Source organism: Mesorhizobium sp. 01N446 (genome assembly GCF_056399285.1).
Genome location: NZ_JBFTRA010000004.1, coordinates 221,643 through 234,498, shown reverse-complemented (window position 1 = coordinate 234,498; position 12,856 = coordinate 221,643). Strand labels below are relative to the sequence as shown.

General features: G+C 62.7%; 12 protein-coding genes. 6 read left to right on the top strand and 6 right to left on the bottom strand.

What is annotated here, in order from left to right:
- Positions 1-5: 5 nt before the first annotated feature.
- From AC1DPX_RS18060 to AC1DPX_RS18045, 4 genes are all read right to left on the bottom strand, one after another.
- Positions 6-686: an outer membrane protein gene (locus tag AC1DPX_RS18060; protein WP_477238532.1), complete on the bottom strand. Its 681-nt coding sequence runs from the start codon at positions 684-686 to the stop codon at positions 6-8.
- A 197-nt stretch (positions 687-883) separates the two neighbouring features.
- Entirely contained in the window at positions 884-3,208 is a 2,325-nt protein-coding gene (locus AC1DPX_RS18055) for an NADP-dependent malic enzyme (RefSeq protein WP_477238530.1), read from the bottom strand.
- 251 nt (positions 3,209-3,459) lie between these two features.
- The gene (locus AC1DPX_RS18050) at positions 3,460-3,948 is read right to left on the bottom strand and encodes a P-loop nucleotide/nucleoside kinase family protein (RefSeq protein ID WP_477238528.1); all 489 of its coding nucleotides are present in this window, start codon (positions 3,946-3,948) and stop codon (positions 3,460-3,462) included.
- An 81-nt stretch (positions 3,949-4,029) separates the two neighbouring features.
- On the bottom strand, positions 4,030-4,809 hold the full coding sequence (locus AC1DPX_RS18045) for an SDR family oxidoreductase (protein WP_477238526.1): 780 nt from the start codon (positions 4,807-4,809) through the stop codon (positions 4,030-4,032).
- A 119-nt stretch (positions 4,810-4,928) separates the two neighbouring features.
- On the opposite strand from AC1DPX_RS18045, the gene AC1DPX_RS18040 reads away from it, so the two are divergent.
- Both AC1DPX_RS18040 and AC1DPX_RS18035 read left to right on the top strand, forming a co-directional pair.
- Positions 4,929-5,744: a UDP-2,3-diacylglucosamine diphosphatase gene (locus tag AC1DPX_RS18040; protein WP_244730335.1), complete on the top strand. Its 816-nt coding sequence runs from the start codon at positions 4,929-4,931 to the stop codon at positions 5,742-5,744.
- Between the two features lie 125 nt (positions 5,745-5,869).
- A complete protein-coding gene (locus AC1DPX_RS18035; protein ID WP_477238524.1) occupies positions 5,870-7,135 on the top strand; it encodes an MFS transporter in 1,266 nt (421 codons plus the stop codon).
- Here AC1DPX_RS18035 and dgcA read toward each other — a convergent pair.
- Positions 7,055-8,038: an N-acetyl-D-Glu racemase DgcA gene (dgcA, locus tag AC1DPX_RS18030; protein ID WP_477238522.1), complete on the bottom strand. Its 984-nt coding sequence runs from the start codon at positions 8,036-8,038 to the stop codon at positions 7,055-7,057. The genes AC1DPX_RS18035 and dgcA overlap by 81 nt on opposite strands.
- 77 nt (positions 8,039-8,115) lie before the next feature.
- Between dgcA and AC1DPX_RS18025 the strand changes: the two genes are divergently transcribed.
- From AC1DPX_RS18025 to AC1DPX_RS18010, 4 genes are read left to right on the top strand one after another with little or no spacing between them, the layout of a single operon-like run.
- The gene (locus AC1DPX_RS18025) at positions 8,116-9,303 is read left to right on the top strand and encodes an ABC transporter permease (RefSeq protein ID WP_477238520.1); all 1,188 of its coding nucleotides are present in this window, start codon (positions 8,116-8,118) and stop codon (positions 9,301-9,303) included.
- A 3-nt stretch (positions 9,304-9,306) separates the two neighbouring features.
- Complete coding sequence (locus AC1DPX_RS18020) at positions 9,307-10,116, top strand: ABC transporter ATP-binding protein (protein ID WP_202354232.1); 810 nt, start codon at positions 9,307-9,309, stop codon at positions 10,114-10,116.
- A gap of 14 nt (positions 10,117-10,130) precedes the next feature.
- Entirely contained in the window at positions 10,131-11,504 is a 1,374-nt protein-coding gene (locus AC1DPX_RS18015; protein ID WP_202354233.1) for an MlaD family protein, read from the top strand.
- Between the two features lie 37 nt (positions 11,505-11,541).
- Positions 11,542-12,192 carry an ABC-type transport auxiliary lipoprotein family protein gene (locus AC1DPX_RS18010; protein WP_202354234.1) on the top strand — a complete coding sequence of 217 codons (651 nt, stop codon included), beginning with the start codon at positions 11,542-11,544 and terminating at the stop codon, positions 12,190-12,192.
- A 32-nt stretch (positions 12,193-12,224) separates the two neighbouring features.
- On the opposite strand, the gene AC1DPX_RS18005 is transcribed toward AC1DPX_RS18010, so the two are convergent.
- Positions 12,225-12,839: a 3'-5' exonuclease gene (locus AC1DPX_RS18005; protein ID WP_477238833.1), complete on the bottom strand. Its 615-nt coding sequence runs from the start codon at positions 12,837-12,839 to the stop codon at positions 12,225-12,227.
- Positions 12,840-12,856: the final 17 nt, after the last annotated feature.

Below are 12,856 nucleotides of genomic sequence, written 5' to 3'. Positions count from 1 at the left end.
GACTGTCAGAACTTGTAATTCATGCCGATCTTGACTGCGTTGAACGTGTTGTCGAACGTGGTGTTGGAGTTCGGGGCATAGTCGATGGTCTGGTCTCGCAGATCGACATATTGATATTCGAACTTTGCCGACCAATGGTCCGTGATCGCTTGCTCCAGTCCGCCGCCAATGGTCCAGCCGACCTTGGTATTCTTCTCGGAAAAGCTGTTCAAGGGGCCGCCGAGATATTGGTTTTCGACGCTTCCGAACGCCAGGCCGCCGGTGCCGTAGATCAGGGTGCGATCGAACGCATAGCCCGCCCTGGCGCGAAGCGTTCCAAACCAGTCCACCTTGGTGTCGTAGACATCGCCTCCGCCGACATTGATTTCGTCGGAGTGCCCCTTGATGTCGGCCCCGGAAAAATCGGACTCGACGCCCACAACAGCGGAGTTGACCTGGTAGTTGTAGCCGATCTGCACGCCACCCAGGAAACCATCGGTATCGTAGTTCTGCGAGCCTCGGATTGTTGGGGTGTTCGGCGAATTGTAAGTTGCGTCGGTCCTGCCGAAACCATAGCCAATCTGCCCGCCGACATAGACGCCGGACCAGTCATGGACGGTTGCCGGCTCGGCACTGATGGCGTCCGCAGCCAGAGCTTGTCCGCCGATCAGCGACAGCAATGCGGATGCGAGCAGCAGGCCCTTCATGACGTCCTCGCCGTCAAATCAGATACGCAACCATATCAGGTCGGCTTTCCCCGCGAAATCCGCTTCCGGCCAAGGCCGAATTTACGCAATCGCAAGTTGCTGGACGGCAACACCCCGGTTTGCAAGGGGTTGTTGCCGTCACATGAGGGCGCTGCCGCCTGCAAGACCAGGCCGACCCTGCTGAAGCCGGCTTCAGCCTAGTCCAGATTGGCGATGGCCTGCGCCTTGTGCGCGGCCTCGACCACGGCGAGCGCCGTCATGTTGACAACGCCGCGCGACGTCACCGAGGGCGTCAGGATGTGCGCCGGCTTGTCGGTGCCGAGCAGGATCGGCCCGACATGCAGCGCATCCATCATGGCGCGCAGCGCTGTCAGCGTGATGTTGGCCGAATCGAGATTCGGGAACACCAGCAGATTGGCTTCGCCCTTCAGCCGCGAATGCGGATAGACGCGCTGGCGCAGATGCTCCGACAAAGCGGAATCGGCATGCATTTCGCCGTCGCACTGCAGCTCCGGCGCGATGCGCGCCAGGATCGCCGCCGCCTGCCGCATTTTCAGCGCGCTTGGCGAATCGCGCGAGCCGAAATCCGAATGCGAAAGCAACGCCGCCTTCGGCTCGATGCCGAAGCGCTGGATTTCCTCGGCCGCCAGCACGGTCATCTCGGCGATCTCCTCGGCCGTCGGGTCGACGGAGACGTGCGTGTCGGTGAGGAAGATGATGCCGCGCTGCGAAATCAGCATGGACAGCGTCGACAGGTCATGGTCCTTAATGCCAGCGCGGGGGCCAATGATAAGGGTGACGTTGCGCAGGTGCCGTTCGAAGCGTCCTTCGAGGCCGCAGACCATGGCGTCGGCGTCGCCGCGCTTCAGGGCCAGTGCCGCGATCACCGTATTGTCGGTGCGCACCATGGTGCGCGCGGCCTCCGTGGTGACGCCGCGCCGGCCGGCAAGCTCGATCAGCAGGTCGACATAATGGCGGTAGCGCGGATCATCCTCAGGGTTGATCAGGCCGAAATCGACACCCGGCTTGATGCGCAGGCCGTAGCGTTTCAGCCTGACTTCGATGACGTGCGGACGGCCGATCAGGATCGGCTCGGCGATGCCTTCCTCGAGCACCACCTGTGCGGCGCGCAGCACGCGCTCATCCTCGCCGTCGGCATAGATGACGCGCTTGGCGCTCGATGCCTTGGCGGATGAGAACACCGGCTTCATCACCAGGCCGGAACGGAAGACGAAGCGGTTGAGCTTGTCGATATAGGCGGCGAAGTCGGTGATCGGCCGTGTCGCCACACCGGTGTCGCAGGCCGCCTTGGCGACGGCCGGCGCGATGCGCAGGATCAGCCGCGGATCGAAGGGCGAGGGGATCAGGAATTCGGGCCCGAAGATCGGCGTCTCGCCCGAATAGGCGCGCGCGGCGACGTCGGACGGCTCTTCGCGGGCAAGGGCGGCGATGGCCCGCACGGCGGCCATCTTCATCTCTTCATTGATGGCACTGGCGCCGCAATCAAGGGCGCCGCGGAAGATGTAGGGGAAGCACAGGACGTTGTTGACCTGATTGGGAAAATCGGAGCGGCCAGTGCAGATCATGGCATCGGGACGCGCCGCGCGCGCCTCTTCCGGCATGATCTCCGGATTGGGGTTGGCCAGCGCCAGGATCAGCGGCTTTGGCGCCATGTGCTGCAGAAGTTCCGGCTTCAGCACGCCCGCGGCCGAAAGGCCAAGGAAGACATCGGCGCCCGGAATGACATCGGCCAGCGTGCGTGCCTCGGTGTCCTTCACATAGGGGTCTTTCCAGCGGTCCATCTCTTCGGTGCGGCCCTTGTAGGCGACGCCAAAACGATCGGTGACCCAGATGTTTTCGATACGCACGCCAAGCGAGACCAGAAGGTTCAGGCAGGCAAGGGCGGCAGCACCGGCGCCGGAGGTGACGACCTTGATGTCCGAGATCGTCTTGCCGGCGAATTCCAGCCCGTTGAGCACGGCGGCGGCAACGATGATGGCGGTGCCGTGCTGGTCGTCGTGGAACACTGGTATGCTCATGCGAGCCTTCAGCCGTTCCTCGACCTCAAAACACTCCGGCGCCTTGATGTCCTCGAGGTTGATGCCACCGAAAGTCGGTTCCAGCGCGGCGACGGTCTCCACCATGCGCTCGATCTCGGGCGCGTCGATCTCGATGTCGAAGACGTCGATGCCGGCGAACTTCTTGAACAGGACCGCCTTGCCTTCCATGACCGGCTTGGAGGCCAGCGGACCGATATTGCCAAGGCCGAGCACGGCCGAACCGTTGGAGACGACGCCGACGAGGTTGGCGCGCGCGGTGTAGTCGGCAGCGGTTGCCGGATTGTCGCGAATCTCCAGGCAAGGCGCCGCCACGCCGGGCGAATAGGCAAGCGCAAGGTCGCGCTGGTTGCCGAGCGGCTTGGTTGCCTGGATTTCGAGCTTTCCCGGCGTCGGGTGCTTGTGGAAGTAAAGGGCGGCTTCGTCGAGGTCCGAACGTGCCGTTTTCTTGTTCTCGCCTTCCATGCGGCCGCTCCCTCGAAACCTGTGTCGGGAGTCCTTTTAGCATGGGGCCGAGATTTTTCGCGACGCTAATTGACGCGCCGGCAGCTTTAAGTGTCGAGGTATCGGAAAGAGTTTTATATCAAATGCTTATGCGGGTTTCATGCAAGAATAATTCCGCCCTGGGGGCTTGATTGAACTCTTGAAAAGGCTGGATTTTACGGCAGCCGCCATAAGCGGCGGTGATGAGGCAACAGGCTTTGCAAGCGTGCTTATTACCTATGGATCGTGACGTTGAAGCCTTCTTCAGGCGCCGGTGCCACAAAGTGGCTGGTGATAAGATCAAACTCCGCGTCGGTCGCCGCGAACTCATGGCTCCCGCTTGCATTTCGCGCCCGAAGACGCGCCTTGCAGACCGCATCGGGCACATCAAAATAATGGAGCTGATGGGCGGCGCCCGCCGCATCGAATATCGTTCGCATCCACATTCGATTTGCCGTGGTGTTCGCTGGGAAGTCCAGGACGACCGAGACGCCTGATTTCAGCAAATCCACCAGATGCGGTCCTATCGCGTTTCTCAGGTGAGCAGAACGGCGGACGTAATCGGCAACCGACACAATCTCTCCTGGATAGAGCCGGGAAAGCCAATGATCTTCGCTGATAATGACGGTGTCGGGCAGGGCGCCAAGTCGGGCCGCAAGCGTCGACTTGCCGGAAGCAATCTTGCCGCAAAGGAGATGCAGTGTCGGTTGGCTCAATGACATCTGAATAGGTTCGTGTTGCATCCTCGTGGTCGGAAAGCCAGAAGCGGGACACTGCCGACGGCTGCGTCCCGCTGCGCGTGATCAGAAGGCGCTGACGTAGAGGCCGCCGTCGACCGGTATGTTCTGGCCCGTGAGATAGCCGGCATGGACCGAGCAGAGGAAGGCGCAGATCTGGCCGAATTCCTCCGGCGTTCCGAGCCGCTTGGCCGGCACATCGGCGCTGATGCGGGTCTTGCGCGCGGCGGCAGCGGCCGGGTCCTCGACGGTGCCGGCCTCATGCGGGCCGCGCAGCCGGTCGGTGTCAAGCTTGCCGGGCAGAAGACTGTTGATGGTGACGTTGCGGTCGATCACGGTTCGCGCGACGCCGGCAAGGAAGGAGGTCAAGCCGGCGCGCGCGCCCGACGACAGGTCAAGACCTGGAATGGGGACATAGACCGACAGCGAGGTGATGTTGACGATGCGGCCGAAACCGCGCTTTGCCATGCCGTCGAGGACGGCCTGCACCAGCTCGATCGGCGTCACCATGTTCTGGGTGACGCCTTCGAGGATTTTGGCGCGATCGAGCTCGCGGAAATCGCGCAGCGGCGGGCCGCCATTGTTGTTGACGAGGATATCGGGTTCCGGGCAGGCGGCGAGCAGCGCTTTCTGCACCTCGGGTTTCGAAACGTCGCCGACGACTTCCGTCACCGCCACGCCGTAGCGTTCGCGCAGCTCCGCGGCGGTCTTGGCCACCAGTTCGGCATTGCGACCGTTGACGACGATATCGCACCCGGCCTCGGCCAGCGCCATGGCGCAGCCTTTTCCAAGACCCTTGCTCGAAGCGCAGACGATGGCCTTCTTTCCGCGGATACCAAGATCCATGACGATTTCTCCTGTGATTTGGCCGGCAAGCTAGTCCTTAGGCTGGACCAATCGCAACCGTCATACGGTTGTTGCATGAATCGGGGCATAGGCTGCGCGAAAGCAAGGGTGAAATCGCGATGTCAGGCCAAGAGCCCCGCACTTTCCGCAGCATGTTCATTTCCGATGTCCACCTCGGCTCGAAGGCGGCGAAGGCCGAGTTCCTGATCGATTTCCTGCGCTACCATGATGCCGACATCATCTATCTGGTCGGTGACATCGTGGACGGCTGGCGGCTGCGGCGCAGCTGGCACTGGCCGCAAAGCCACAATGACGTCGTGCAGAAATTGCTGCGCAAGGCGCGCAAGGGCGCCTCGATCACCTATATCGCCGGCAATCACGACGAATTCGCCCGCCAGTTCCAGGGCGTGCATTTCGGCGGCATCGTCGTCGCCGACCGCGCCATCCACGAGACCGCCGATGGCAAGCGCCTGCTGGTGATCCATGGCGACCAGTTCGACACCGTCGTCCACAATCAGCGCTGGCTCGCCTATCTCGGCGATCATGCCTATGACGCGGCGATGATCGTCAACCGGGTGGTGACGCGGCTGCGCCAATTGCTCGGCCTGCCTTACTGGTCGTTCTCGTCCTGGGCCAAGGTCAAGGTCAAGAAGGCGGTCAACTTCATCGGCTCGTTCCAGACCGTGCTGACCGAGGAAGCCCGCCGCTCGCATGTCGACGGCGTCATCTGCGGCCATATCCACCATGCGGCGATCGAGAATTTCGACGACGTGCGCTACATCAACACCGGCGACTGGGTGGAAAGCTGCACGGCCGTGGTCGAGCACTTCGATGGCCGGATGGAAATCCTGACCTGGGCGCAGGTGCTGCCGGAGTCGTTCGACGAACCTTTCATCCCGATGCTCATCGAGGATCGGGTCGGGCAGGCGGCCTGATGCGAGGGCCGCGACGACTTTTAAGCGTCAATCGATTGGTCCAGCCGGTTTCGCCTGGTTTTCCGCCATGTTAAGGGATCGATCACGTCGCCAGCCGATCGAGCGCGGCGTAATTGGATCGATTCATGTCCCTGCCGCCGCTTTCGCCAGAACAGCTCGTCAAGCCGCGCCATTTCGAACTGCGCATGAGCCTGATCTTCGCGACTTTGTTCGTGTCGCAAGGCACGCATCTGCCCTATTTTCCGCTCTGGCTGCAGGCGAAAGGTTTCGGCGCTGAACAGATCGCCGTGATCCTTGCGGCGCCGATGTTCCTGCGCGTTGTGACGACGCCGATGCTGACGGCGCTCGCCGACCGGGCAAAGGACCGCGCCAACGTCTATATCGTGCTGGTCGCGGCAACGATGATGATTTCGGCCGGCTATTTCCTGCCGGCGACCTACGCGATCGTGCTGGTCGTATCGCTGCTTTTGACGATAGTCTGGACGCCGCATTCGCCAATGGCCGATTCGCTGGCCTTGTCCGGAGTGCGCCGTTTCGGCTCGAACTACACCGCCATGCGCAAATGGGGCTCGATCTCCTATCTCTGCGCCAATGTCGTGGGCGGCTTCATCCTGGCGGAGGCCGGAGCCAAAGCCGTGCCGGTGATCATATTCGTGGCGCTCGCCGCGGCGCTTGCCGCTGCCCTGTTCGCGCCGCGCATGGGGCGCCCGCGCAAGGCCTCGCCGCTTTCGGCCGCGGAAATCCAGCACGCGGCGCCGAGCCTGTTCAATGCCTATTTCCTCTACTTCACCTTTGGCGTCGGCATCATCACCGCCAGCCACGCTTTCCTCTACGGCTTCGTTTCCATCTACTGGAAATCGATCGGCATCAGCGATTCCGTGGTCGGCCTGCTGTGGGCCTGGGGCGTGGTATCCGAAGTCTGCATGTTCCTGTTTTTCAACCGCATTTTCGCCTCGGTGTCGGTCGTCAAGGTGATGGTGATCGCCGGCATCGGTTCGATCGTGCGCTGGATCATCTTTCCACTGGTATGGCCGCTCGGCCTCGGCATCGCCGGCTTCTTCGCCGTGCAATCGTTGCATTCGGTGTCTGTCGCCATGGTGCTGATCGGCCTGCAGAGAATGATCGCCGAGACCGTCTCCGAAGAGCGCACGGGGGCCGCGCAAGGCATCGCCTATTTCTTCAACGGCTTCTTCATGGCCGCCGTTACGCTAGCTTCCGGCCCGCTCTATGACCGCCTCGGCGTTGACGGGTTCCTGGTGATGATCCCGATCGCGATCGCCGGGCTGGTGCTTATCGGGCTCGCCGCGCGCTCAGCCCCAAAGCGCCCGATCGGGAGGGGCGACGAGCGAACCGTGGTAGACGAGACCCGGCACGCGGTCGCGGGCAAGTAGCAGCGGGCCGTCGAGGTCGACGAAATCGGCATCCTGGGCGAGCAGCACCGCGGGCGCCATGGCCAGCGACGTGCCGACCATGCAGCCGACCATGATGCCAAAACCCAGCTCGCGGGCGCGGTCGCGCAGCACGAGTGCCGCCGTCAGTCCGCCGGACTTGTCGAGTTTGATGTTGACGGCGTCGTAGAGACCGACCAGCGTTTCCAGGTTCTTCGCCTCATGCACGCTTTCGTCGGCGCAGATCGGCACCGGATGGGCGATGTGGCGTAGGATTTCGTCCTGGCCCGCGGGCAGGGGCTGTTCGACCAGCGCGATGCCTTGCTCCGCGGCAAAAGCCAGGTTCGCGACGACGTTGTCGTCGGTCCAGCCCTCATTGGCATCGAGGATGATCCGGCTTTGCGGCGCGGCCTGCCTCACTGCCTGGATCCGGGCGATGTCGTTGTCGCCGCCGATCTTGACCTTCAGCAGCGGCCGCCCGGCGTTGGCGCGCGCCTGTGCCGCCATCGCCTCGGGTTCGCCAAGCGACAGCGTGTAGGCGGTTTCGAGCGGACGCAGCGGCGCCGGCCAGAGTGTGTCAGCCACCGGCTTGCCGCTGATCTTGGCTTCAAGGTCCCATAGGGCGCAGTCGACGGCGTTGCGGGCGGCTCCCGCCGGCATTGCGTCGAGCAAGGCGGTCCGGTCGATGCCGCCGGCAATCCGCTCGCGCATGGCCTCTATCGCGGCGTGCACGCCGTCCATGGTTTCGCCGTAGCGCTTGTAGGGGACGCATTCGCCGCGACCGCTATGACCATCCTGGCCGATCGTGCATGTGATGACCTCGGCCTCGGTCTTGGAGCCGCGCGAAATGGTGAAGGTGCCGGCGATCGGAAAACGTTCGGCCTCAACCGAAATGACACGCGCCATATTTTTCTGCTCCGGCTATGCGAGAAGGGGTGTCGGCAAATCGACAAGGTCGGACCCGTCAGGCTAAACAGGACGCCATGTTGACCATCGGCAAGCGCGACGCAAGCGGCAGGACTGCCTCGGAGGCTGACCACCAACCACGCGTGGCGGTCGGCGAGGAAAGTGGCGTGCTCGGCTGCGCGTTTTCCGGAATCTGGACGACGCGGACCGTTGCGCTGATCGACGCCGACATGCGTAAGATCGAGAAACGAAGCGGTTTCAAGACCTTGGCGCTGGATCTTTCGAAAATCGAGAAGATCGATACCGCTGGCGCCTGGTTGATCGACCGGCTGGTCAGCGCCTTCGAGAAGAAGAACGTCGAGGTCCGGCTGCAAGGCCAAAGCGAGATCGCCGCCATCCTGCTCGACGCGGTCGGCGAGGCTGTCCGGCGCGAACCCGAATCCCGCCCGGCGCGGCCGCCCAACATCGTCATTCGCGCGCTTGAGGCGGTTGGCCGGCGCGTCTACGAGATGCGTGACGATTTCCTCGCCTCGATGAACATTCTGGGCGCCACCATCCGCGGCGCGCAGATGAAGCTCGGCCGTGGGCACGCCGTCAACCCGGCGGCAATCTTCAACCAGATCGACCGCATGGGCGTCGGCGCCATTCCGGTGGTGGTGCTGATGTCGGCCATCGTCGGCGCCATCGTCGCCCAGCAAGGCGCCTACCAGCTCAGCTATTTCGGCGCCGACATCTTCGTCGTCGACCTCGTCGGCGTGCTGATCCTGCGCGAACTCGGCGTGCTGATGACGGCAATCATGATCGCCGGCCGCTCCGGTAGCGCGATCACCGCCGAGATCGGCTCGATGAAGATGCGCGAGGAGGTCGACGCGCTGAAGGTCATCGGGCTCAATCCGATCGGCGTCTTGGTCTTTCCGCGCCTGGTGGCGCTGGTGATCGCCTTGCCTTGCCTGACGATCATCGCCAATTTCGCCGCACTCGGCGGCGGTATTCTCGCGGCCTGGCTCTATTCCGATATCCCGCCCGCCGCATTCATCGACCGATTGCGCGTCGCCATCGATCTCAGCACGATTTTCGCCGGGCTGATCAAGGCGCCGTTCATGGCCATGATCATCGGCACGATCGCTTCGGTCGAAGGCATGAAGGTCGGCGGCAGCGCCGAATCGCTCGGCCAGCACGTGACCGCTTCGGTGGTGAAGTCGATCTTCGTCGTCATCATCCTCGACGGGCTTTTCGCCATGTTCTACGCAGCGATCGCGTTCTGACAGATGGCGAAGGGCAACGGCATCAAGATGGCGGAAAAGGACGAGAACGAGATCGTCCTTTCGGTGCGCGACGTCACCGTTGCCATCGAGGACAAGCTGATCCTCGACAAGCTTTCGCTCGACATCAGCCGCGGCGAGATCCTGGGTTTCGTCGGCGCTTCTGGGGCCGGCAAGTCCGTCCTGTTGCGCACCATTCTCGGGTTGATGCCCAAACAGTCGGGAACGATCAAGCTGTTTGGCGTCGACGTGGACAAGGCAAGCGATATCGAGCGCCTGCGCATCGACATGCGTCTTGGCGTGCTGTTCCAGCATGGTGCGCTGTTTTCGGCGCTGACCGTGCAGGAGAATGTGCAGGTGCCGATGCGCGAATATCTCGACCTGCCGCGCAAGCTCATGGACGAACTGGCGCTGCTCAAGATCGAGCTGGTCGGACTGCCGCCGGACGCGGCGCAGAAATTCCCGTCAGAACTTTCCGGCGGCATGATCAAGCGTGCCGCTCTGGCGCGCGCCCTGGCGCTCGACCCGGACATCGTCTTTCTCGACGAGCCGACATCTGGCCTCGATCCGATCAGTGCTGCAGAATTCGACGAACTCGTCGTCAAGCTGCGCGACACCATGGATCTGACCGTCTATATGGTCACGCACGACCTCGACACGCTGTTTACCGCTTGCGACCACGTGGCGGTGCTTGGCAAGAAGAAAGTATTGGTCGAAGGCACCATCGACGACATGCTGAAAAGCGAGGAACCGTGGGTGAAATCCTATTTCCGCGGAAAACGCGCCCGCCAACTTGATCTTACCGCACGTGCTTAGCCATAAGTGAAATAATGGAAACCAGAGCCAACTACGTCATTGTCGGCATCTTCACGCTGGTTGCGATCCTGGCGGCGTTCGCCTTCGTCTACTGGACGGCGGCGATCGGTGACAGGGGCGAGACGACGTTGCTGCGCGTGCGCATCCCGGGTTCGGCGTCCGGCCTCGGTCGCGGCAGCTTCGTGCTGTTCAACGGCGTCAAGGTCGGCGACGTCAAGCGCGTTTATATCGACGTCGACAATCCGACCGTCGCCATCGCCGACACCGAGATCGACCGGATGACGCCGATCACCAAGTCGACGCAGGCCGATATCGGCCTTGCCGGCCTCACCGGGCAGGCCAATATCGAACTCAAGGGCGCCGACCCCAAGGAAGTAAAGCTCCTCGATCAGGCCGAGAAGGAAGGCAAGGTCGCCGAGATCGTCGCCAATCCCTCCGCAGTGACCAATCTGCTGCAGACGGCGCAAAACATCTTCACCCGTGCCGACAAGGTGTTGAGCGAACTCGAGGGCTTCACCAAGGATGTTCGCGGGCCGCTGACGCAGACCGTGCAGAACGTCCAGACATTCTCCGATGCGCTGGCCAAGAATTCCGACGGCATCGACAAGTTCCTGTCCAGTGTCAGCGCGCTGTCCGACGAACTGAAGGGCGTGTCAGGCAAGCTCGACGGCACGCTGAAGGCGGCAGAAGGCCTGCTCAATGCCGTCGACAGGGACAAGATCAAGAGCATCGTCGCCAATGTCGATACGGTGACCGCGAACCTCAAGCAGACATCGCAACAGCTCGACGGCGTGATCAAGAATGTCGATACGGCCGTCGGATCCGTCAATGACTTCGCCAAGCAGACACAGGGAACGCTGGCCAAGGTCGACGGCGTGCTCGACGGCGTCGACCCCGCGCAAGTGCGCGCGGCGCTGGCCAACATCCAGAAGGCCAGCGAAAACGCCAACAAGGCCGCCGCCGACATCGCAGCCGTGACCGACAAGTTCGCCAACCGCGCCGACGACATCGACCAGACGATCAAGGATGCCAAGCAGCTGGCGCAAAGGCTCAATGACGCCTCGGTGCGTGTCGACGGCATCCTCGCCAAGGTCGATAAATTGCTCGGCTCGGGGCAGGCCGACGGCCTGATGGCCGACGCCAGGGATACGCTGAAGTCGTTCAAGCAGGTTGCCGACACGCTGAATGCGCGGCTTGGCGTCATCACCGACAATCTGGCGCGCTTCTCCGGCCAGGGCCTGTCGAATGTCGAGGCGCTGGTGCAGGACAGCCGCCGCTCGATCACCCGCATCGAGGAGGCGGTCACGGATCTCAGCCGCAATCCGCAGCGCATTCTTTCGGGTGGCGACGGTGAGGTTCGGCAATTCGACGGCAGGGCCCGGCGTTGACTTCGGCATCGGTACGCCTCAAGAACATGAACTGCGGATGCGGGTTGATCTTACGATCCGGGGACAACGGGGATCGCGCGTGAAGTCGGTGTGGGTGAGAACGGGTGGATTGACACCGGCTGCGGCGCTGCTTGCGCTTTCGCTTGCCGGCTGTGCGGTACTGGGCGGCAAGCCTGCGCCGCTCGACACATTCGAGCTTTCGGCGCCATCGGTTGACGCCCAAGGCCACAGCCGCAAGCAAATCCTGATCGCACAGCCGTCGGCGCTCAAGGCGCTGGACAGCCAGAACATCGTCATCAAACCCTCCGACCGCTCGATCCAGTATCTGAAGGGTGCGCAATGGGCCGACCGCCTGCCGCTGATCGTGCAGGCGCGGCTGGCGGAGACCTTCCAGCGCTCCGGCAGCTTTGCCGGCGTCGGCAAGCCGGGCGAGGGACTGGCGATCGACTACCAGGTGATCGTCGAGATTCGGTCCTTCGAAGTGAGCGTCGACGGCGGCGAGCACGCCGAAGTCGACCTCTTCGTGCGCCTGCTCAACGATCGCAACGGCGAGGTGCGTGCTTCCAAGAGCTTCACCGCGTCCGCGCCGGTTTCTGGCAGCGGCAATCCTGCGTATGTGAAAGCGCTCGACAATGCCTTCGGAGATGCCGCCAAGCAGATCGTTCGCTGGACGGATTCGGTGATCTGAGCGGAACCCGGCCAGACGCCCCGAGCTAAAAGCTATAAGCGGTCGAAGACATCCGGCCGCAGCTTTCCGGCCTTCATCAGGTGCTGCAAGGTGTAGGTTACGGAAAGCGCATCGTCGAGTGCGTCGTGGCCCTGCAATGGCGGGTGTTCGACGCCATAATAGTCCGCAAGCTTGTTGCTCGGCGTCCGCGCCAGATCCTCGATCGGCATGCCGGCCGCGATCAGCAGCTTGACGGCATTATCGAACCGGGTGGCCGGGATGGAAGGCTGAATGCCCGCGACATAGCAGCTGATGGCCATCATGTTCATCTCGTCCTTGCCCCAGGACCAGAAGCGCGCGCCGTCGGAAAAGCGGTCGACCTCGGCAAGGGCTTCTCCCAGCGCGCGCCCTTCGGTTTCGATGTTTTCCTCAGTGATGCCAGTCAGTCTGGTGAAGAACGGGTCGAGAGCATATCGCCGGCCAAACCGGTCGATCGGTCTGACATAGGCCTTGTGCGTGCCGAGCAGCGGAAAGTCGTCTTCGAGCCCAAGCCTGACCGCGCCGATCTGCGTGATGACCGGGTCGGGATCGTGGGCCGCGCACCAGTACCGGCGCTGCGAGCCCTCAAGGCAGAGAAATTCGCAGTCGAAGATGATGGCCGTCTTCACGGTCGGTACCCGGCTCG

What these genes read in the sequence shown, in the direction of transcription:
- AC1DPX_RS18045 (WP_477238526.1), bottom strand. Translation starts at nt 4,809, where the DNA reads ATGGATCTTGGTATCCGCGGAAAGAAGGCCATCGTCTGCGCTTCGAGC.
- AC1DPX_RS18035 (WP_477238524.1), top strand. Translation starts at nt 5,870, where the DNA reads ATGTCCCTGCCGCCGCTTTCGCCAGAACAGCTCGTCAAGCCGCGCCAT.
- AC1DPX_RS18015 (WP_202354233.1), top strand. Translation starts at nt 10,131, where the DNA reads ATGGAAACCAGAGCCAACTACGTCATTGTCGGCATCTTCACGCTGGTT.
- dgcA (WP_477238522.1), bottom strand. Translation starts at nt 8,038, where the DNA reads ATGGCGCGTGTCATTTCGGTTGAGGCCGAACGTTTTCCGATCGCCGGC.
- AC1DPX_RS18020 (WP_202354232.1), top strand. Translation starts at nt 9,307, where the DNA reads ATGGCGAAGGGCAACGGCATCAAGATGGCGGAAAAGGACGAGAACGAG.
- AC1DPX_RS18055 (WP_477238530.1), bottom strand. Translation starts at nt 3,208, where the DNA reads ATGGAAGGCGAGAACAAGAAAACGGCACGTTCGGACCTCGACGAAGCC.
- AC1DPX_RS18060 (WP_477238532.1), bottom strand. Translation starts at nt 686, where the DNA reads ATGAAGGGCCTGCTGCTCGCATCCGCATTGCTGTCGCTGATCGGCGGA.
- AC1DPX_RS18025 (WP_477238520.1), top strand. Translation starts at nt 8,116, where the DNA reads ATGTTGACCATCGGCAAGCGCGACGCAAGCGGCAGGACTGCCTCGGAG.
- AC1DPX_RS18010 (WP_202354234.1), top strand. Translation starts at nt 11,542, where the DNA reads ATGCGGGTTGATCTTACGATCCGGGGACAACGGGGATCGCGCGTGAAG.
- AC1DPX_RS18040 (WP_244730335.1), top strand. Translation starts at nt 4,929, where the DNA reads ATGTCAGGCCAAGAGCCCCGCACTTTCCGCAGCATGTTCATTTCCGAT.
- AC1DPX_RS18050 (WP_477238528.1), bottom strand. Translation starts at nt 3,948, where the DNA reads ATGTCATTGAGCCAACCGACACTGCATCTCCTTTGCGGCAAGATTGCT.